12 protein-coding genes are annotated in these 13929 nt (G+C 44.6%); 9 read left to right on the forward strand and 3 right to left on the reverse strand.

All coding sequences use genetic code 11. The features are described 5' to 3' along the window. Positions 1-376 precede the first annotated feature (376 nt). Positions 377-544 carry a hypothetical protein gene (locus RXV91_RS06950; RefSeq protein ID WP_316439273.1) on the reverse strand — a complete coding sequence of 56 codons (168 nt, stop codon included), beginning with the start codon at positions 542-544 and terminating at the stop codon, positions 377-379. 168 nt (positions 545-712) lie between these two features. Between RXV91_RS06950 and RXV91_RS06955 the strand changes: the two genes are divergently transcribed. The 4 genes from RXV91_RS06955 (at position 713) to RXV91_RS06970 (ending at position 5603) form a co-directional block, all read left to right on the forward strand. Further along, on the forward strand, positions 713-1411 hold the full coding sequence (locus tag RXV91_RS06955; RefSeq protein ID WP_316439274.1) for a zinc metallopeptidase: 699 nt from the start codon (positions 713-715) through the stop codon (positions 1409-1411). 538 nt (positions 1412-1949) lie between these two features. Next, the gene (locus RXV91_RS06960; RefSeq protein WP_316439275.1) at positions 1950-3446 is read left to right on the forward strand and encodes a phytoene desaturase family protein; all 1497 of its coding nucleotides are present in this window, start codon (positions 1950-1952) and stop codon (positions 3444-3446) included. After that, positions 3427-4302, forward strand: coding sequence for a phytoene/squalene synthase family protein (locus tag RXV91_RS06965; RefSeq protein ID WP_316439276.1), 876 nt, complete (start codon positions 3427-3429; stop codon positions 4300-4302). The genes RXV91_RS06960 and RXV91_RS06965 overlap by 20 nt, the downstream gene beginning before the upstream one ends. A gap of 359 nt (positions 4303-4661) precedes the next feature. Further along, entirely contained in the window at positions 4662-5603 is a 942-nt protein-coding gene (locus RXV91_RS06970; protein WP_316439277.1) for an alpha/beta hydrolase, read from the forward strand. An 82-nt stretch (positions 5604-5685) separates the two neighbouring features. On the opposite strand, the gene RXV91_RS06975 is transcribed toward RXV91_RS06970, so the two are convergent. After that, positions 5686-6804 (reverse strand): glycerate kinase, encoded by a 1119-nt coding sequence (locus tag RXV91_RS06975; RefSeq protein WP_316439278.1) that lies wholly within the window; start codon positions 6802-6804, stop codon positions 5686-5688. Positions 6805-6939: 135 nt separating this feature from the next. Here RXV91_RS06975 and RXV91_RS06980 point away from each other — a divergent pair, with 135 nt between their 5' ends. Together RXV91_RS06980 and RXV91_RS06985 are read left to right on the forward strand one after the other, a co-directional pair. After that, on the forward strand, positions 6940-8274 hold the full coding sequence (locus tag RXV91_RS06980; RefSeq protein WP_316439279.1) for an NAD(P)/FAD-dependent oxidoreductase: 1335 nt from the start codon (positions 6940-6942) through the stop codon (positions 8272-8274). A 193-nt stretch (positions 8275-8467) separates the two neighbouring features. Beyond that, positions 8468-8797 carry a bacteriocin immunity protein gene (locus RXV91_RS06985; protein WP_316439280.1) on the forward strand — a complete coding sequence of 110 codons (330 nt, stop codon included), beginning with the start codon at positions 8468-8470 and terminating at the stop codon, positions 8795-8797. Between the two features lie 222 nt (positions 8798-9019). Here the strand turns inward: RXV91_RS06985 and purB are convergent, their stop codons facing one another. Continuing rightward, the gene (gene purB / locus RXV91_RS06990) at positions 9020-10318 is read right to left on the reverse strand and encodes an adenylosuccinate lyase (RefSeq protein ID WP_021730735.1); all 1299 of its coding nucleotides are present in this window, start codon (positions 10316-10318) and stop codon (positions 9020-9022) included. A gap of 316 nt (positions 10319-10634) precedes the next feature. Between purB and RXV91_RS06995 the strand changes: the two genes are divergently transcribed. The 3 genes from RXV91_RS06995 to RXV91_RS07005 all read left to right on the forward strand — a co-directional run bounded on the left by RXV91_RS06995 (position 10635) and on the right by RXV91_RS07005 (position 13887). Beyond that, positions 10635-11924, forward strand: a complete 1290-nt coding sequence (locus RXV91_RS06995) for an adenylosuccinate synthase (RefSeq protein ID WP_316439281.1) — start codon at positions 10635-10637, stop codon at positions 11922-11924. Positions 11925-11972: 48 nt separating this feature from the next. Then, positions 11973-12944, forward strand: a complete 972-nt coding sequence (locus RXV91_RS07000; RefSeq protein ID WP_316439316.1) for a GMP reductase — start codon at positions 11973-11975, stop codon at positions 12942-12944. A 157-nt stretch (positions 12945-13101) separates the two neighbouring features. Then, positions 13102-13887, forward strand: a complete 786-nt coding sequence (locus tag RXV91_RS07005; protein WP_316439282.1) for a tyrosine-protein phosphatase — start codon at positions 13102-13104, stop codon at positions 13885-13887. The last annotated feature ends 42 nt before the right edge of the window (positions 13888-13929 follow it).

Below are 13929 nucleotides of genomic sequence, written 5' to 3' on the forward strand. Positions count from 1 at the left end.
CTTCATGCGTCGCCGTTATACTATGTTTATAGTCATTAAGGAAATCCCAAGCCTTAACGACCCCCTAACTTTAATGATTACTTCCCCAAGTAATGATGTGTGTGTACTTAATTACATTTTACCGATTTACTTCCCTTTTCCTCTGTATTTCCCCGATACGGAGGTTTTTTTATTGGGTACTAAATTGCTAAGACGTTTGCAAAGTATGGTCACTGACCGAGCCCTTTCGTTATACCTATCTTTGTTTTGCTTAATGTATGTCTTGGGGTGCAGTTAATCACCTGACATGCCTTCACCCAATCCTACCATCATAAAAAACACCCCTCATTCAGAGCCGGCTAGATTCCCCATTCGGAGTACGCTTAGTCCTTTAACTTTATTTCATCTTCTCAAGATCCTCCGGTGCAACAAAAAAACTGACTTGGCCCGTCTCTAAATCAACACGGGCCTTAACTTCGACCCCTTTCGGAAAAATCCAGCCTTTTCCAGTATCTAACTTTAACGGCATTTCCCCATACGTTTTGGTCCGATACGTCTTTTTCATCAGAAAACTCCTTCACACTTTGCCAATTACAATTAACTGGGTTAATTATATAATCAGCGGATATTTTCCGATAGTAAAGACACTTTTCAATGATTTTCTTCAGTAGGAATGTCCCACCAAATTTGGTAAAATCGGATTAATATCAAATTATATTAGGAGGTCTTGCCCTTGTTTTATTCGTTTTTTGATCCAACTTATCTGTTAGTCATCATCGGTCTGATTATCTCAATGGCTGCTTCTGGCTATGTTAACCGGACTTTCCGGCATTACGATACCTATCGTAGTCAATCTGGAACAACTGGAACTGATGCCGCCCGTTTCATCTTGAGTCAATCGGGCATTAATAACGTTGGTGTGCAAAAAATCAGCGGTGATCTGACTGATAACTATAACGGTCAGACTAAGATTCTAAGCTTATCAGAAGCGACCGCTGACTCGACCTCCGTTGCCGCCATTGGTGTGGCCGCCCATGAATGTGGTCATGCCGTCCAAGACAACGTTAATTATTGGCCCATGCGCTTACGGACGGCTTTAGTTCCTGCTGCTAATCTCGGCTCGACCTTGTCGTTGCCTTTAATTATTGTCGGGGTATTACTCAGCTATAATCAAACATTGATTCACATCGGGATTCTACTATTCTCACTAGCGTTACTCTTCCAACTCGTCACGCTACCAGTTGAATTTAACGCGTCACGACGTGCTTTACAGATTCTATCCGATGGTCAAGTCTTAACCCGTGACGAAGTACCAATGGTCCGCAAAGTTCTTGTTGCAGCGGCCTTAACTTATGTTGCAGCCGCATTATCAACATTCTTGCAATTGCTCCGACTGATTATTTTATTCGGTGGTAACCGCGACGATAATTAGTGGTCCGCAATCCAAAAACGCATGCTAATAACGAAAAGTCAGCCCGCGTTTCTTAGTTTAACATCGTTAAATCGCTGTTTAGGATCAATCAGGCCAAATCCATAAGATTCTCCATACCTCTTAATAAAGCCTTTCCCTTTTTTTCACGACATTACACATGTTCAGTCACAGATTCTTCACACAACCTCGGTATGATTACATCATAGCAATTGAGGTTAACTCAATCAGCTATAACACAACCTAAAATTTTTCATTTACTCCTCCAAAGTAATGAAATTCATAGTAACATGTGATTCCCCGTCACATGTTTACCCTACTCCTTTTTCCACCGCATTCCCCGATGCGGTGGTTTTTTATTGCGTTTCGCCCCAATTACCACGATCAAATCAATTTTGAACCATCGTTTTCGACACTTCTAATGCTAGTAATTAGTCTGTCATAATCATAATTGTTGTGCTTTTAACAATCATCATCCAAAATAAAACTAATAACTAACTATGTTATTTAATTATCATTTATTCAAAAGGGGGATTTACTGATGAAAACAGTATCTATTATTGGCGCTGGCATTGGGGGCTTAGCCGCGGCTGTGCGTCTCCAAAAGTTAGGTTATAACGTAACAATTTATGAACAAGACGCCCAACCCGGTGGGAAAATGAATCAAATTATCAGTCAAGGATTTACATTCGACGTTGGGCCAACCATTGTCATGATGAAAGATATTTACGAAGAAATTTTTCGATTTTGTGAGGTTGATCCACATGCTTACCTTCCATTTGAAGAAGTCGAACCATTGATGCACCTCGTCTTCGGGGATCAGTCCAGTCTGGACCTATCCCGTGATTTGCCGACACTGATTACCGAAATCACACGAATAGCTCCCGACGATGTTGATGGCATATTGGCCTTTCTGGCAGATATTTATCATCGCTATGCAATTGCTAAGCCCAACTTTTTAGAGCGTTCCTTTCGCAGTTGGCGAGATTTTTATAATCTTCCATCTTTATACGCTGGTTTGCAATTACGGACATTTAATAACGCTTATCAAAACATCTCTAAGTTCATAAAAAATGAAAACTTACGAAATTCATTAGCATTTCAAACATTATATATTGGCATTTCACCCTACCAAGGACCGTCACTATACAACATTATTCCGATGATCGAATTATTCTACGGTGTACATTTTTTGAAGGGCGGTATGTATACCGTCGTTAAAAGTCTGGTCAAGTTATTTAAAGAACAAGGGGGAACTTTAAAACTAGCCACGCCAGTTAAAGAAATTATCATCAAAGATCAAGTCACCACCGGAATTCGGCTAGCCCATCAAACCGTTCTAAGTGACTACGTTGTGTGCGATGCTGATTTTCCAACGGCCATGACCACGTTAATTCCTAATGAACAGGCTCGTGGCAAGTACACCGATAAAAAAATTGACCAAATGGCTTACTCTTGTTCCTGTTTCGTTCTGTACCTTGGACTGAACAAAAAGTATCCAACTGAAGCATTACACACCATTCACTTTGCTAAAGATTTTAATCAGAACGTGTCGGCCTTATTTGAACAAGGCACTTTACCAGCTGACCCTTCTTATTATGTCTACCTACCGTCAAAGATGGATCCTAAACTAGCACCGGAGAATTGCGAGTCCCTATATATTCTTGTGCCCGTCCCGGAACTCTCAAAATTTGACGATTGGTCACCAGCAACAATACAGCACTACCGACAACTCATTATCGACAAACTGAAACAGACCATACCGTTTCATGATCTTGAACAACATATTGTTCTTGAAAAGCATTTCACACCTGTTGATTTCAAAGAACAGTTCGGCGCATATAACGGTGCCACCTTTGGATTAAGACCAACCTTAAAGCAAAGTAACTATTACCGGCCCCATAATAAATTTGATTATGCCGACCACCTCTATTTCTGTGGCAGCAGTACACACCCCGGCGCTGGTGTTCCAATCGTCATGCAAAGCGCTAAATTAGCCGTTGAGGAGTTGATTAAAGATGACCCAGACCAACCTTAAATTCGAACAACACCGTGCCGATTTTGATTATTGTCAATCAATCACAAAACAGTCCTCAAATGCATTTTATACTGCTTTTTCAAAATTACCACAGACTCGCGCATGGAGTATTTACGCCGTCTATGCTTTTTGCCGAACAGCGGATGATCTCGTTGATGTTCACCACGATATCGCAGGTCTGGTAGCACTACGGCGATCTCTAACTGACTTTGCTGCTGGTCACATTCCTAATCACCCAATGTGGCGCGCCCTAGCAGTCGTATTTGAGGCTTACGATATGAACATTGATGCCTTTTTCGACATGCTTAGCGGTCAAGAACAAGACGCTAACTTTACACAACCGGCAACGCAACGAGAATTAGAACGCTATTGTTATTACGTTGCTGGCTCAGTTGGCCTAATGATCCTACCAATGCTGGCTACCAATCATCAAACCATTGCCCAACCAGCTATCCAATTAGGAATCGCCATGCAGTTAACAAATATATTGCGAGATGTTGGTGAAGATTATCAACATGGCCGCATTTATCTGCCAACTGAATGTCTGCATCATTATCAGCTCCAATCGATAGATTTAGGAGCACATACTCCTTCTGAACAGTTCATTAAGCTTTGGGAACATGAAGCACAGATTGCAATGTCTAACTATGAATCAGCCTTAACCATGTTGCCGACAATTGATCCCGTCGCTCGGCCATCACTGCTGGCAGCAACGGCCCTTTACCGTGAGTTATTGATAGTTGCTCGTGAACAACAATACCCGGTATTAACACAACGAGTATTCCTAACAACCAACCGAAAAACGCAGGTGCTTCAACAAGTTGCTACCACCATTCAAGCATTAACGATCCACTGATGAACTTCAGTTGCCACTAAAATGACAATTACATGGCAAATAATCGTATCGCAATATTGACCACCCACAAGCAATTTTCTGCCTTTTTCCGGATCAAGCAGGCGATTTAGTTACCTTTTAACGGTCAAACTACTATACTAAACATATAGTGACTGGACATCTCCTTCAGCCACTTGAACCTTTTTCATTTACTCCTCCAAAGTTAATGAAAAACAAGCTCGCTGGGGATGCCACCTAGCGACCAGTGCAATTCATAGGTCATCGCCCGCCGCGATGGCCTTTTATGTTGTCGTGATAAATATTTTCATATTACTTTCAATCGGCGTATCATATTTATGAGAGACTAGGAGTGATATTGAATGAATAAAACACGCATGCTGGCCGGGATTGGCACCCCAGTGGCCATCTTTTCAACTGCCTTATTAGCAAGTGAAAGACTCTACGATTTCGCTTTCAAACGCGTTGATTACGTTCCCGAAACTTCCGCGGACAAACAAAAATACGCTGATGCCTATTATGCTTATGTCGATTGGCTACATCGGCAGCCTATACAACAATGGCAATTGAACGTCAATGATGTCAATAACCACCTTGTCGCCCAGTATGTACCAGCAAAAACAGCTAGTGACCGGACCGTCATTATTTCCCACGGCTACAAGGGTGATGGCGAAACTATGGCTAATTATGCTTACATGTTTCATCAGATGGGTTACAACGTCTTGCTCCCTGATGACCGTGGTCACGGTCAAAGCGCAGGTAAGTATATTAGTTTTGGCTGGCAAGATCGTCGTGATTATCTCAACTGGATCGACAAAGTCATCCGTATTAACGGTGCCCACACTGAAATCATCTTATTTGGTGTTAGCATGGGTGGTGCCACCGTTGAAATGGTCAGCGGCGAACAGTTACCACACCAAGTTAAGGCAATTATTGCCGACTGTGGCTACAGCAGTGTTGAAGAAGAGCTCGCTTACTTGTTAAAGCGCCAATTTCACCTACCAAAGTATCCTTTCGTGCCGATGGTCAGTTTCATTAACCGTCATCGCATGGGGTATTATTTAAGTGATGTTAGCTCAGTTGAGCAACTCAGACTTAATCACCGGCCGATCTTGTTCATTCACGGTGAAAAGGATATCTACGTCCCTAGTTGGATGCTAAAAAAGAACTACCAAGCGGCCAATGAGCCTAAACAAATGTGGCAAGTCCCAAACGCCACTCACGCTGAAAGTTTTTGGATCGATCCCGCTGAATATCAAAACCATATTACAACATTTTTAGATCACTACGTTCCACACAATTAAGCTTATACCAAACAACCTCATGACGGCTCAATTAATCACCAGTCATGAGGTTGTTTGGTTATTTTAACAATTAATCTAGTAACTAACCTTGTGAATAACTAATAATTCGCGCCAACCGATCCGCCATCCGTTCAAGGTTAGCGGGGCCCTGCGCCATTGCCTGGTCTAAGGTCATGACCTGATCGACAATCGGTAACACGGCCGTGACACCTTGCTTAGCAAACGTTTCGTTAGCTCCTTTTTGCCGCCCAACCAATAAATAACACGGTTTACCGGCCGTCTGCGCTAATTGACTGAGCTGTATCGGTACTTTCCCCATAAAGCTCTGATCATCCACTTGCCCTTCACCAGAAATAACCAGGTCCGCTTGGGCCACCTTCGTCTTAAGCTGGCTCATTGTAGCCAATAGTTGAAATCCGGACTGAACTTGGGCGTGTAAAAAGTAGCGCAAAGCAAAACCAATCCCACCAGCGGCACCATCGCCTTCATGGGCACTCACCGTACCACTTGCGACTGTCATATAATGGGCCAGGGCGCTGTCGTGAGTCCGAACTTGATCCACTGGCAAGCCTTTTTGTGGGCCAAAAATCTTCGCTGCGCCATTTGGTCCTGTTAACGGATTAGTGACGTCTGCCGCACTAACAAACGTCACGTTCGCTAATTGTGACAGGATATACCGGTCATCAATCCGAGCGACGCGACTTAAGTCAGCACCAGTCATGTCTAACTCCTGACCATTGTCAGCCATAAAACGATACCCGAGGGCTCGTAACATCCCAGCACCACCATCGACTGTACCACTACCACCTAATCCCAGAATGATTTTACGTGCCCCGCGCTCAATCGCATCTTTGATCAGCACCCCCGTTCCATAAGTATTCGTTACCAACGGGGTTAAAGTCGGCGTTACGAACTGAATTCCTGAAGCGGCCGCAACTTCGATCACAGCCATCTTTTCGGCGGCAAAGTAGCCGTACACGGCAGTTAATGGTCGTTGTGCCAAATCCACCGTTGACGCTGTGATAGCTTGACCACCAGCATGATTGGCTAACCACGCTGCCACTGTCCCTTCACCACCATCCGCGATGGCTACTTGGGTCGTTGTGATCCCATGAGCCGCGAACTGTTTGGCCACTAGCTGGTTCGCTTGGATGCTAGTGATGGAATTTTTAAATGAATCAATCGCGATTAAAGCGTGCATGTTAACGTCTCCTTATCGACATAATTACTTTTAGTATAGTCATTACAGGTCGTGCCAGCAATTCATATCAGTTGTCAGACTTCATAAAACTCGTTAAGCTTAAGTTATCAAAACTTTAATGGAGGCTGATAAATCATGACAGACAAGTATGATTACGATGTATTATACATTGGTGCGGGGCATGCCACGTTTGATGGGGCTGCACCACTCGCTAAAACCGGTGTCCGGGTCGGTGTTATTGAGAGTGGCTTAATTGGTGGCACCTGCCCCAACCGCGGGTGTAACGCCAAAATCACCCTTGATGAACCCGTTAAATTAACGCGGGAAGCAGCACGCCTCAATGATATTTTGAGTAGTGCTCCGACCATTAATTGGACGGCCAACGTGGCCCACAAACAAGAGATTATTGATCCCCTACCAGCAGGCCTGACAGCCCGCTTGGAAGATGGTGGCGCAACGATCATCCATGGTCACGCCACGTTCAAGGACGCTCACACCGTTGTCATTGATGACCAGCAAACCATCACCGCCGAAAAAATCGTCATTGCGACTGGTTTAAAGCCCCATCGTTTGGATATTCCAGGTACCAAACTCGCCCACGATAGTAGTGATTTTATGAACCTTAAACAGTTGCCACAAAATATCGTGATTATTGGCGCAGGCTATATTGGTATGGAATTTGCCACCATCGCCAACGCGGCTGGTGCCGAGGTGACGGTCATGTTACACAGCGACCAGGCCCTTCGTGATTTTTACCAACCATTCGTTGCACAAGTGGTTGGCGACTTAACTGAACGTGGGGTAACCTTCATCAAAAACGCAAATGTGCAAGCATTTACCAAACAGGACGACCAGCTCCAAGTTAGCTATGGTGACCACCAGCAATTGACCACCGATTGGATCTTAGACGCGACTGGTCGGATTCCAAACTTAGATGGTTTAGGTTTAGATCGCATTGGCGTCAAGTATGACCACCACGGCGTTTACGTCAATGACCACTTACAAACCAACGTTTCTAATATCTATGCGGCCGGCGATGTTCTTGCCAATGACTTGCCAAAGGTCACGCCAGCAGCCTACTTTGAATCCAAATACTTGATGCGCTTATTCTCCGGTCAAACCAACGACCCGATTGATTATCCAGTAATTCCATCGGTCGTCTTCACTTCGCCACGAATTGCGCAAGCTGGCATGAAAATACCAGCTGCTGAAAAGGCTGGTTTAACCGTCAGTGATAACGACTTAGCTGATTACTGGTATTATCAAGTCTCCAAAGAACCGATTGCCGCTAGTAAACAGGTTCATGACCAAGACGGCCATCTCGTTGGCGTGACTGAAATCAGTGATCAAGCTGAAGATGCCGTCAACGCACTACTGCCAGCAATCGAATATCAATTAGACCGTGAACAAATCGAACGCCTAATTGGCATTTTCCCAACTATCGGCTACGCAGCTTGGCACCGGGCTTAAACTATAAAATACCACTGTGCCCGACGCTTGATTAACCCTTACTAATAAATAGAGCCGCCAATGAGCAAGATTCATTGGCGGCTCTATTTATGTCCGTTTCGTTACTTTAAAAACCAACTCGAGAGTGCGCGTCAAGCACACTGACCGTGCTATAATTGCGCTTAGCTTAACAATTGAAAGGTTGGCCCTGACAATGGATATGGAAGCTCAAAAATTATTTGCCTTAGTAGATGCTGCTTATAATCAGCCGATTACCAATCAACCATCCGATTCCTACCGCCAAGCGCTACTGGCAGCTGCCATCGACCTGAATAACAACGTTTCGCCACAGCAAGTAACCATCAAGCTATATCAAGCCTATTATCGTAACTATATGGTACCAATGACCCTATCACGCCAGCACCGTGACCTCTACCAATACGTGCATACCCAATTACAGCGCTTCACACGCACAGAACAGCGCAATATGGCACTTGGTTATGGTCTGATTGCGACGCACCTAACATTTGGTCCCTTGAACTAAAATTAAGTTACTTACACGCATTGCGCTAGTTATTGTCGAATATGAAGCATGATTAAACCGTGCCATTATCAAGCTCAAAAGTAGCCAGTAATCGTCCCCAGCCCCGGAGGTCGGAATAGGACGCGCATCGGCTGACGAATAAACAGCCCATCTTTTTAGCACATTTTAATCATAATAAAAGCCCAAGCGATTACTCATCGCTTGGGCTTCATCATTTCTAAATTAATCGTCTAATCCTAATCGTTTGAAAATATCATCAACGTGGCGAAGATGGTAATGATAGTCAAACGCATCATCAATCGCAGCCTGATCCAAATGTTCACGAATCTCGGCGTTACCTTCAACAAGTGGCTTGAATTGTAACTGTTCATCCCACGACTTAGCTGTCAGCGGCTGAACGAGGTCATAAGCACTTTCGCGTGACATCCCCGTATCAATCAATTTAAGTAAGACACGCTGGCTATAGATCAACCCGTAAGTCGCATCCATGTTTTGCTTCATCCGTTCTGGGAACACCGTCAGCGTCTTAATAATCTTATTGATTCGAGTTAAGATGTAATCCACTAAAATCGTAGTGTCTGGTAAGATGATTCGTTCCGCAGAAGAATGGGAGATGTCCCGTTCATGCCACAATGGCACATCCTCATAAGCCGTCATCATGTGACCCCGGATGACCCGCGCTAGTCCCGTGACATTTTCAGAACCGATGGGATTTCGTTTATGCGGCATTGCTGACGAACCCTTCTGCCCCTTATTGAAGAATTCTTCAACTTCATGAGTCTCGGATTTTTGCAAACCACGAATTTCGGTTGCAAACACCTCAACGCTTGTTGCAATCAAGGCCAAACTAGCAATGTATTCGGCATGTAAGTCCCGTGGTAAAACTTGCGTCGAAATTTCTTGTGCGCGCAATCCAAGTTGTTTGCAGACAAATTCTTCAACAAATGGTGGAATGTTCGCAAAAGTCCCAACGGCCCCACTGATTTTACCCGCTTCAACGCCCGCGGCCGCGTGTTCAAAACGCTCGATATCACGATTAATTTCAGAATACCACCGGGCAATCTTCAATCCAAACGTGGTTGGTTCAGCGTGGACGCCGTGTGTCCGCCCCATTTCAACCGTATATTTATATTTTTTCGCTTGTTGTGCTAGTGTCGCCCGTAAATCTTGTAAGTCTTGGCGAATAATCGCATTGGCCTGCTTCAACCGGTAACCTTGCGCCGTGTCAACAACGTCAGTACTGGTCAGCCCATAGTGGACCCACTTACGTTCTGCGCCTAATGATTCAGACACGTCGCGCGTAAAGGCAACTACATCATGATGCGTCACGGCTTCGATCTCCGCAATCCGATCAACATCAAACTTGGCATTCTCTCGAATTTTAGCAACATCACTTGCCGGAATCTTTCCCAATTCAGCCCAAGCCTCATCTGCAGCAATTTCCACTTCTAACCATGCTTGATACTGATTTTCTAGCGACCATACTTTGCCCATCTCGGGACGCGTATAACGATCAATCATTGCTAATCCTCATTTCTATATAGGTATTCACCAACAAAACACGAACATTATTATAGCACACCCCTCGAGTAATTAATAGAGACGAACAATGAAAAAATACTGTTGTTTTTCACTTCGTTTCCATATTAAGGACTTGTTTTCGAACCAATTCGTCTTAATTGTGAACGATTATTTGTTACTAAAACAAGAACATTCGGTTTTTGGGTTGCGTTTTGACGTTAAAGTTGCTATACTCTTTCCTGTTGGAGTGGTGAACGTTTAACTACTCTTTAGGATTAATTATTCATAATTAAACTATTTAATGAGGTGGAAGAATATGGCATCAGTCGTAGTAGTAGGTAGCCAGTGGGGCGATGAAGGTAAAGGAAAGATCACGGACTTTTTGAGTCAGGAAGCAGATGTGGTATCACGTTACCAAGGCGGCGATAACGCCGGCCACACCATCGTATTTAATGGGCAAACTTTCAAATTACGGCTGATTCCATCAGGGATTTTCTTCCATGATAAGTTAGCTGTCATTGGGAACGGCGTGGTCTTAAATCCCAAGTCATTAGTTGAAGAATTACAATACTTGCGGGACAAGGGCGTTAATCCTGACAACCTTAGAATCTCTAACCGGGCACACGTCATCTTGCCTTACCACATCACATTAGATGGCGCTCAAGAAAAAGCTAAAGCCGGTGGCAAGATTGGGACGACTAATAAGGGAATCGGCCCAGCCTACATGGATAAGGCTGAACGAATTGGGATTCGCGTAGCCGACCTGCTTGATAAGGACACCTTTGCGGCCTTACTCAAACGCAACTTAGCTGAAAAGAACCAAATTATTACCAAGCTTTATGACTTAGAACCACTGAAATTTGAAGATATTTTTGATGACTATTACGCATACGGTCAGACTTTGAAACCATTCGTCACCGATACTTCCGTTGTCATTAATGATGCGTTAGATAACGGTCAACGCGTCCTATTTGAGGGTGCTCAGGGAGTCATGTTGGATATTGACCAAGGGACTTACCCTTACGTTACTTCATCTAACCCAGTTGCCGGTGGTGTTACTATTGGGAGCGGTGTTGGCCCATCTAAGATCGATAACTGTGTTGGGGTCTTAAAAGCCTACACTTCCCGCGTCGGTGATGGCCCATTCCCAACTGAACTCTTTGACGAAGTCGGTGATTTCATTCGTGAAACGGCCCATGAATATGGGACCGTTACTAAACGTCCTCGACGGATTGGTTGGTTCGATAGCGTTGTATTACGGCATGCTAAACGAGTTTCTGGGTTTACTCATCTCAGTTTGAACTGCTTAGACGTCTTGACGGGTTTAAAGACCATCAAGGTATGTACCACTTACGACTTAAACGGCGAAACCATCTATCACTACCCTGCTAGTCTGAAGGAATTAGAAGCTTGCAAACCTATCTATGAAGAACTTCCTGGCTGGGACGAGGACATTACTGGCGTTAAAACCTTTGAGGAACTGCCAACTAATGCACAGAACTACTTGCGTAAATTAGAAGAACTCGTCGGCGTTAAAATTGCCACCTTCTCTGTTGGTCCCGATCGCGAACAAACTAACGTTATCGATCACAACATTTGGGGCTAATTGAACGCGACACCGTGAATTAACTTAAAGGAGTTTTGCATCATGGGCATGGAGATTTTTGATTACGAAGATATTCAACTAATTCCGAACAAGTGTGTCATTAATAGTCGTTCGGAAGCCGATACGACCGTAGAATTGGGTGGCCGTCGTTTTAAGATTCCAGTGGTGCCTGCCAATATGGCAACCGTCATCAACGACGAGATTGCCAAGTGGCTCGCCACTAACGACTACTTCTACATTATGCACCGCTTTGCCCCCGAGACCCGCCGTGCTTTTATTGAAACGATGCATGCGGCTCAATTGTATGCATCTATTTCGGTCGGTGTTAAGTCCAGCGAGTATGACTTTATCGACGACCTAGCTGCTAATCAAATCGTGCCAGAATATATCACGATTGATATCGCACATGGTCATGCTGACAGTGTCATTGCGATGATCAAGCACATCAAAGACGTCCTTCCGGATAGTTTTGTAATTGCTGGAAATGTGGCCACACCAGCCGCCGTTCGCGACCTTGAAAATGCTGGTGCCGATGCAACTAAGGTTGGCGTTGGCCCGGGTAAGGCCTGCATTACTAAAGTCAAAACGGGCTTTGGTACTGGCGGCTGGCAATTAGCTGCTGTCCGGTGGTGTGCTAAGGCCGCTCGCAAACCAATCATCGCAGACGGTGGTGTCCGGACCAATGGTGACATCGCCAAGTCGATCCGCTTCGGTGCTACAATGGTCATGATTGGTTCAATGTTAGCCGGACACCAAGAATCACCCGGTAACATTTTGAAGATTGATGGCAAAACTTATAAACAATACTACGGTTCTGCCAGTGAAACCCAAAAAGGCGAACATAAAAACGTGGAGGGCAAGCAGATGCTCGTCCCTTACCGTGGTCGCTTAGTCGATACCTTGAATGAAATGCAAGAAGACTTACAATCATCCATCTCGTATTCAGGTGGCCGGGATTTGAAGGCCATCACCAAGTGCGACTACGTGGTAGTTAAGAACTCGATTTATAATGGGGACTAATTAAGGTCCACCAACACCTCAAAAACCTTGTCAGCCAATTCTACTCTGACAAGGTTTTTTAAGGTGTGCAATTCTAATCTTTCCACTCACTTTACCCTGACATCAGCAATGAAAGCGGTTATAATAAAGCTAAATCACTAATCGAGGTAATCAGACTATGGAACACAATCGGGTCTTACGACTAGAGCACGGCATTAACTTTCGAGAACTGGGTGGTTATGAGAACACCGCTGGTCAGACAATCAAGTGGCAAAAGCTGCTGCGTTGCGGCGGTATGTCACTACTTACTAACCGCGATCTCACCTACTTGGATGACTACGGGCTCCGTTATGATATTGATCTGCGCCAAGCCAATGAAGCTGAGATGTCTCCAGACCGTTATCCCAAGAATACTAAGTATATTAACACGTCCGTCTATCCGTTCACTGACAATCGTCGCTTTGATCGCCGTTTAAAACGGCTCATCAAGCGAATGGTCGTCGATGATTCCTTCAACGCACAAACATATGCACAAATGATCACGGATAGTCATGCCGTGAAAGTCTGGCAAAATTTATTTGCGACCCTCCTCGCTAACGACCAGTCTGACCAGTCGGTGCTCTTTCATTGTGCTGCTGGTAAAGATCGTACGGGCGTGGCAGGAGCCCTTATCATGACCGCCTTGGACGTCCCCCGCGAGACAATTATGCAGGACTACCTACTCACTAACGCCGTCTTCATGGCCGCAGACAGTATGGATACCGCTACGATCATTACAAAGGCCAATGCTGGTGACCTAGCTAGCCAATTCAACGTTGCCATGGCTGTTGAAGCCGACAATATGAAGATGGTCTTTCGGGTTTTCGACGACCTCTACGGCAATGGTATTGGTTATTTACGAGAAGTGCTTGGGTTATCCGTAGCGGATATTAATAATTTGCGCCAATTGTACTTGAACGACTAGGGAACACTAAAAAAACTGATTTTGAAAGTCAATAACTTTTCA

Origin of the sequence: Lactiplantibacillus sp. DA1 (assembly GCF_032681335.1) — a bacterium.
In the GTDB taxonomy this organism is placed as follows: Bacteria; Bacillota; Bacilli; order Lactobacillales; family Lactobacillaceae; genus Lactiplantibacillus.

Bases quoted from the DNA above. Each gene is read 5' to 3' on its own strand.
- RXV91_RS06950 (WP_316439273.1), bottom strand. From the start codon at position 544: ATGAAAAAGACGTATCGGACCAAAACGTATGGGGAAATGCCGTTAAAG.
- RXV91_RS06960 (WP_316439275.1), top strand. From the start codon at position 1,950: ATGAAAACAGTATCTATTATTGGCGCTGGCATTGGGGGCTTAGCCGCG.
- RXV91_RS06965 (WP_316439276.1), top strand. From the start codon at position 3,427: ATGACCCAGACCAACCTTAAATTCGAACAACACCGTGCCGATTTTGAT.
- RXV91_RS06970 (WP_316439277.1), top strand. From the start codon at position 4,662: ATGAATAAAACACGCATGCTGGCCGGGATTGGCACCCCAGTGGCCATC.
- RXV91_RS06975 (WP_316439278.1), bottom strand. From the start codon at position 6,804: ATGCACGCTTTAATCGCGATTGATTCATTTAAAAATTCCATCACTAGC.
- RXV91_RS06980 (WP_316439279.1), top strand. From the start codon at position 6,940: ATGACAGACAAGTATGATTACGATGTATTATACATTGGTGCGGGGCAT.
- RXV91_RS06985 (WP_316439280.1), top strand. From the start codon at position 8,468: ATGGATATGGAAGCTCAAAAATTATTTGCCTTAGTAGATGCTGCTTAT.
- purB (WP_021730735.1), bottom strand. From the start codon at position 10,318: ATGATTGATCGTTATACGCGTCCCGAGATGGGCAAAGTATGGTCGCTA.
- RXV91_RS06995 (WP_316439281.1), top strand. From the start codon at position 10,635: ATGGCATCAGTCGTAGTAGTAGGTAGCCAGTGGGGCGATGAAGGTAAA.
- RXV91_RS07000 (WP_316439316.1), top strand. From the start codon at position 11,973: ATGGAGATTTTTGATTACGAAGATATTCAACTAATTCCGAACAAGTGT.
- RXV91_RS07005 (WP_316439282.1), top strand. From the start codon at position 13,102: ATGGAACACAATCGGGTCTTACGACTAGAGCACGGCATTAACTTTCGA.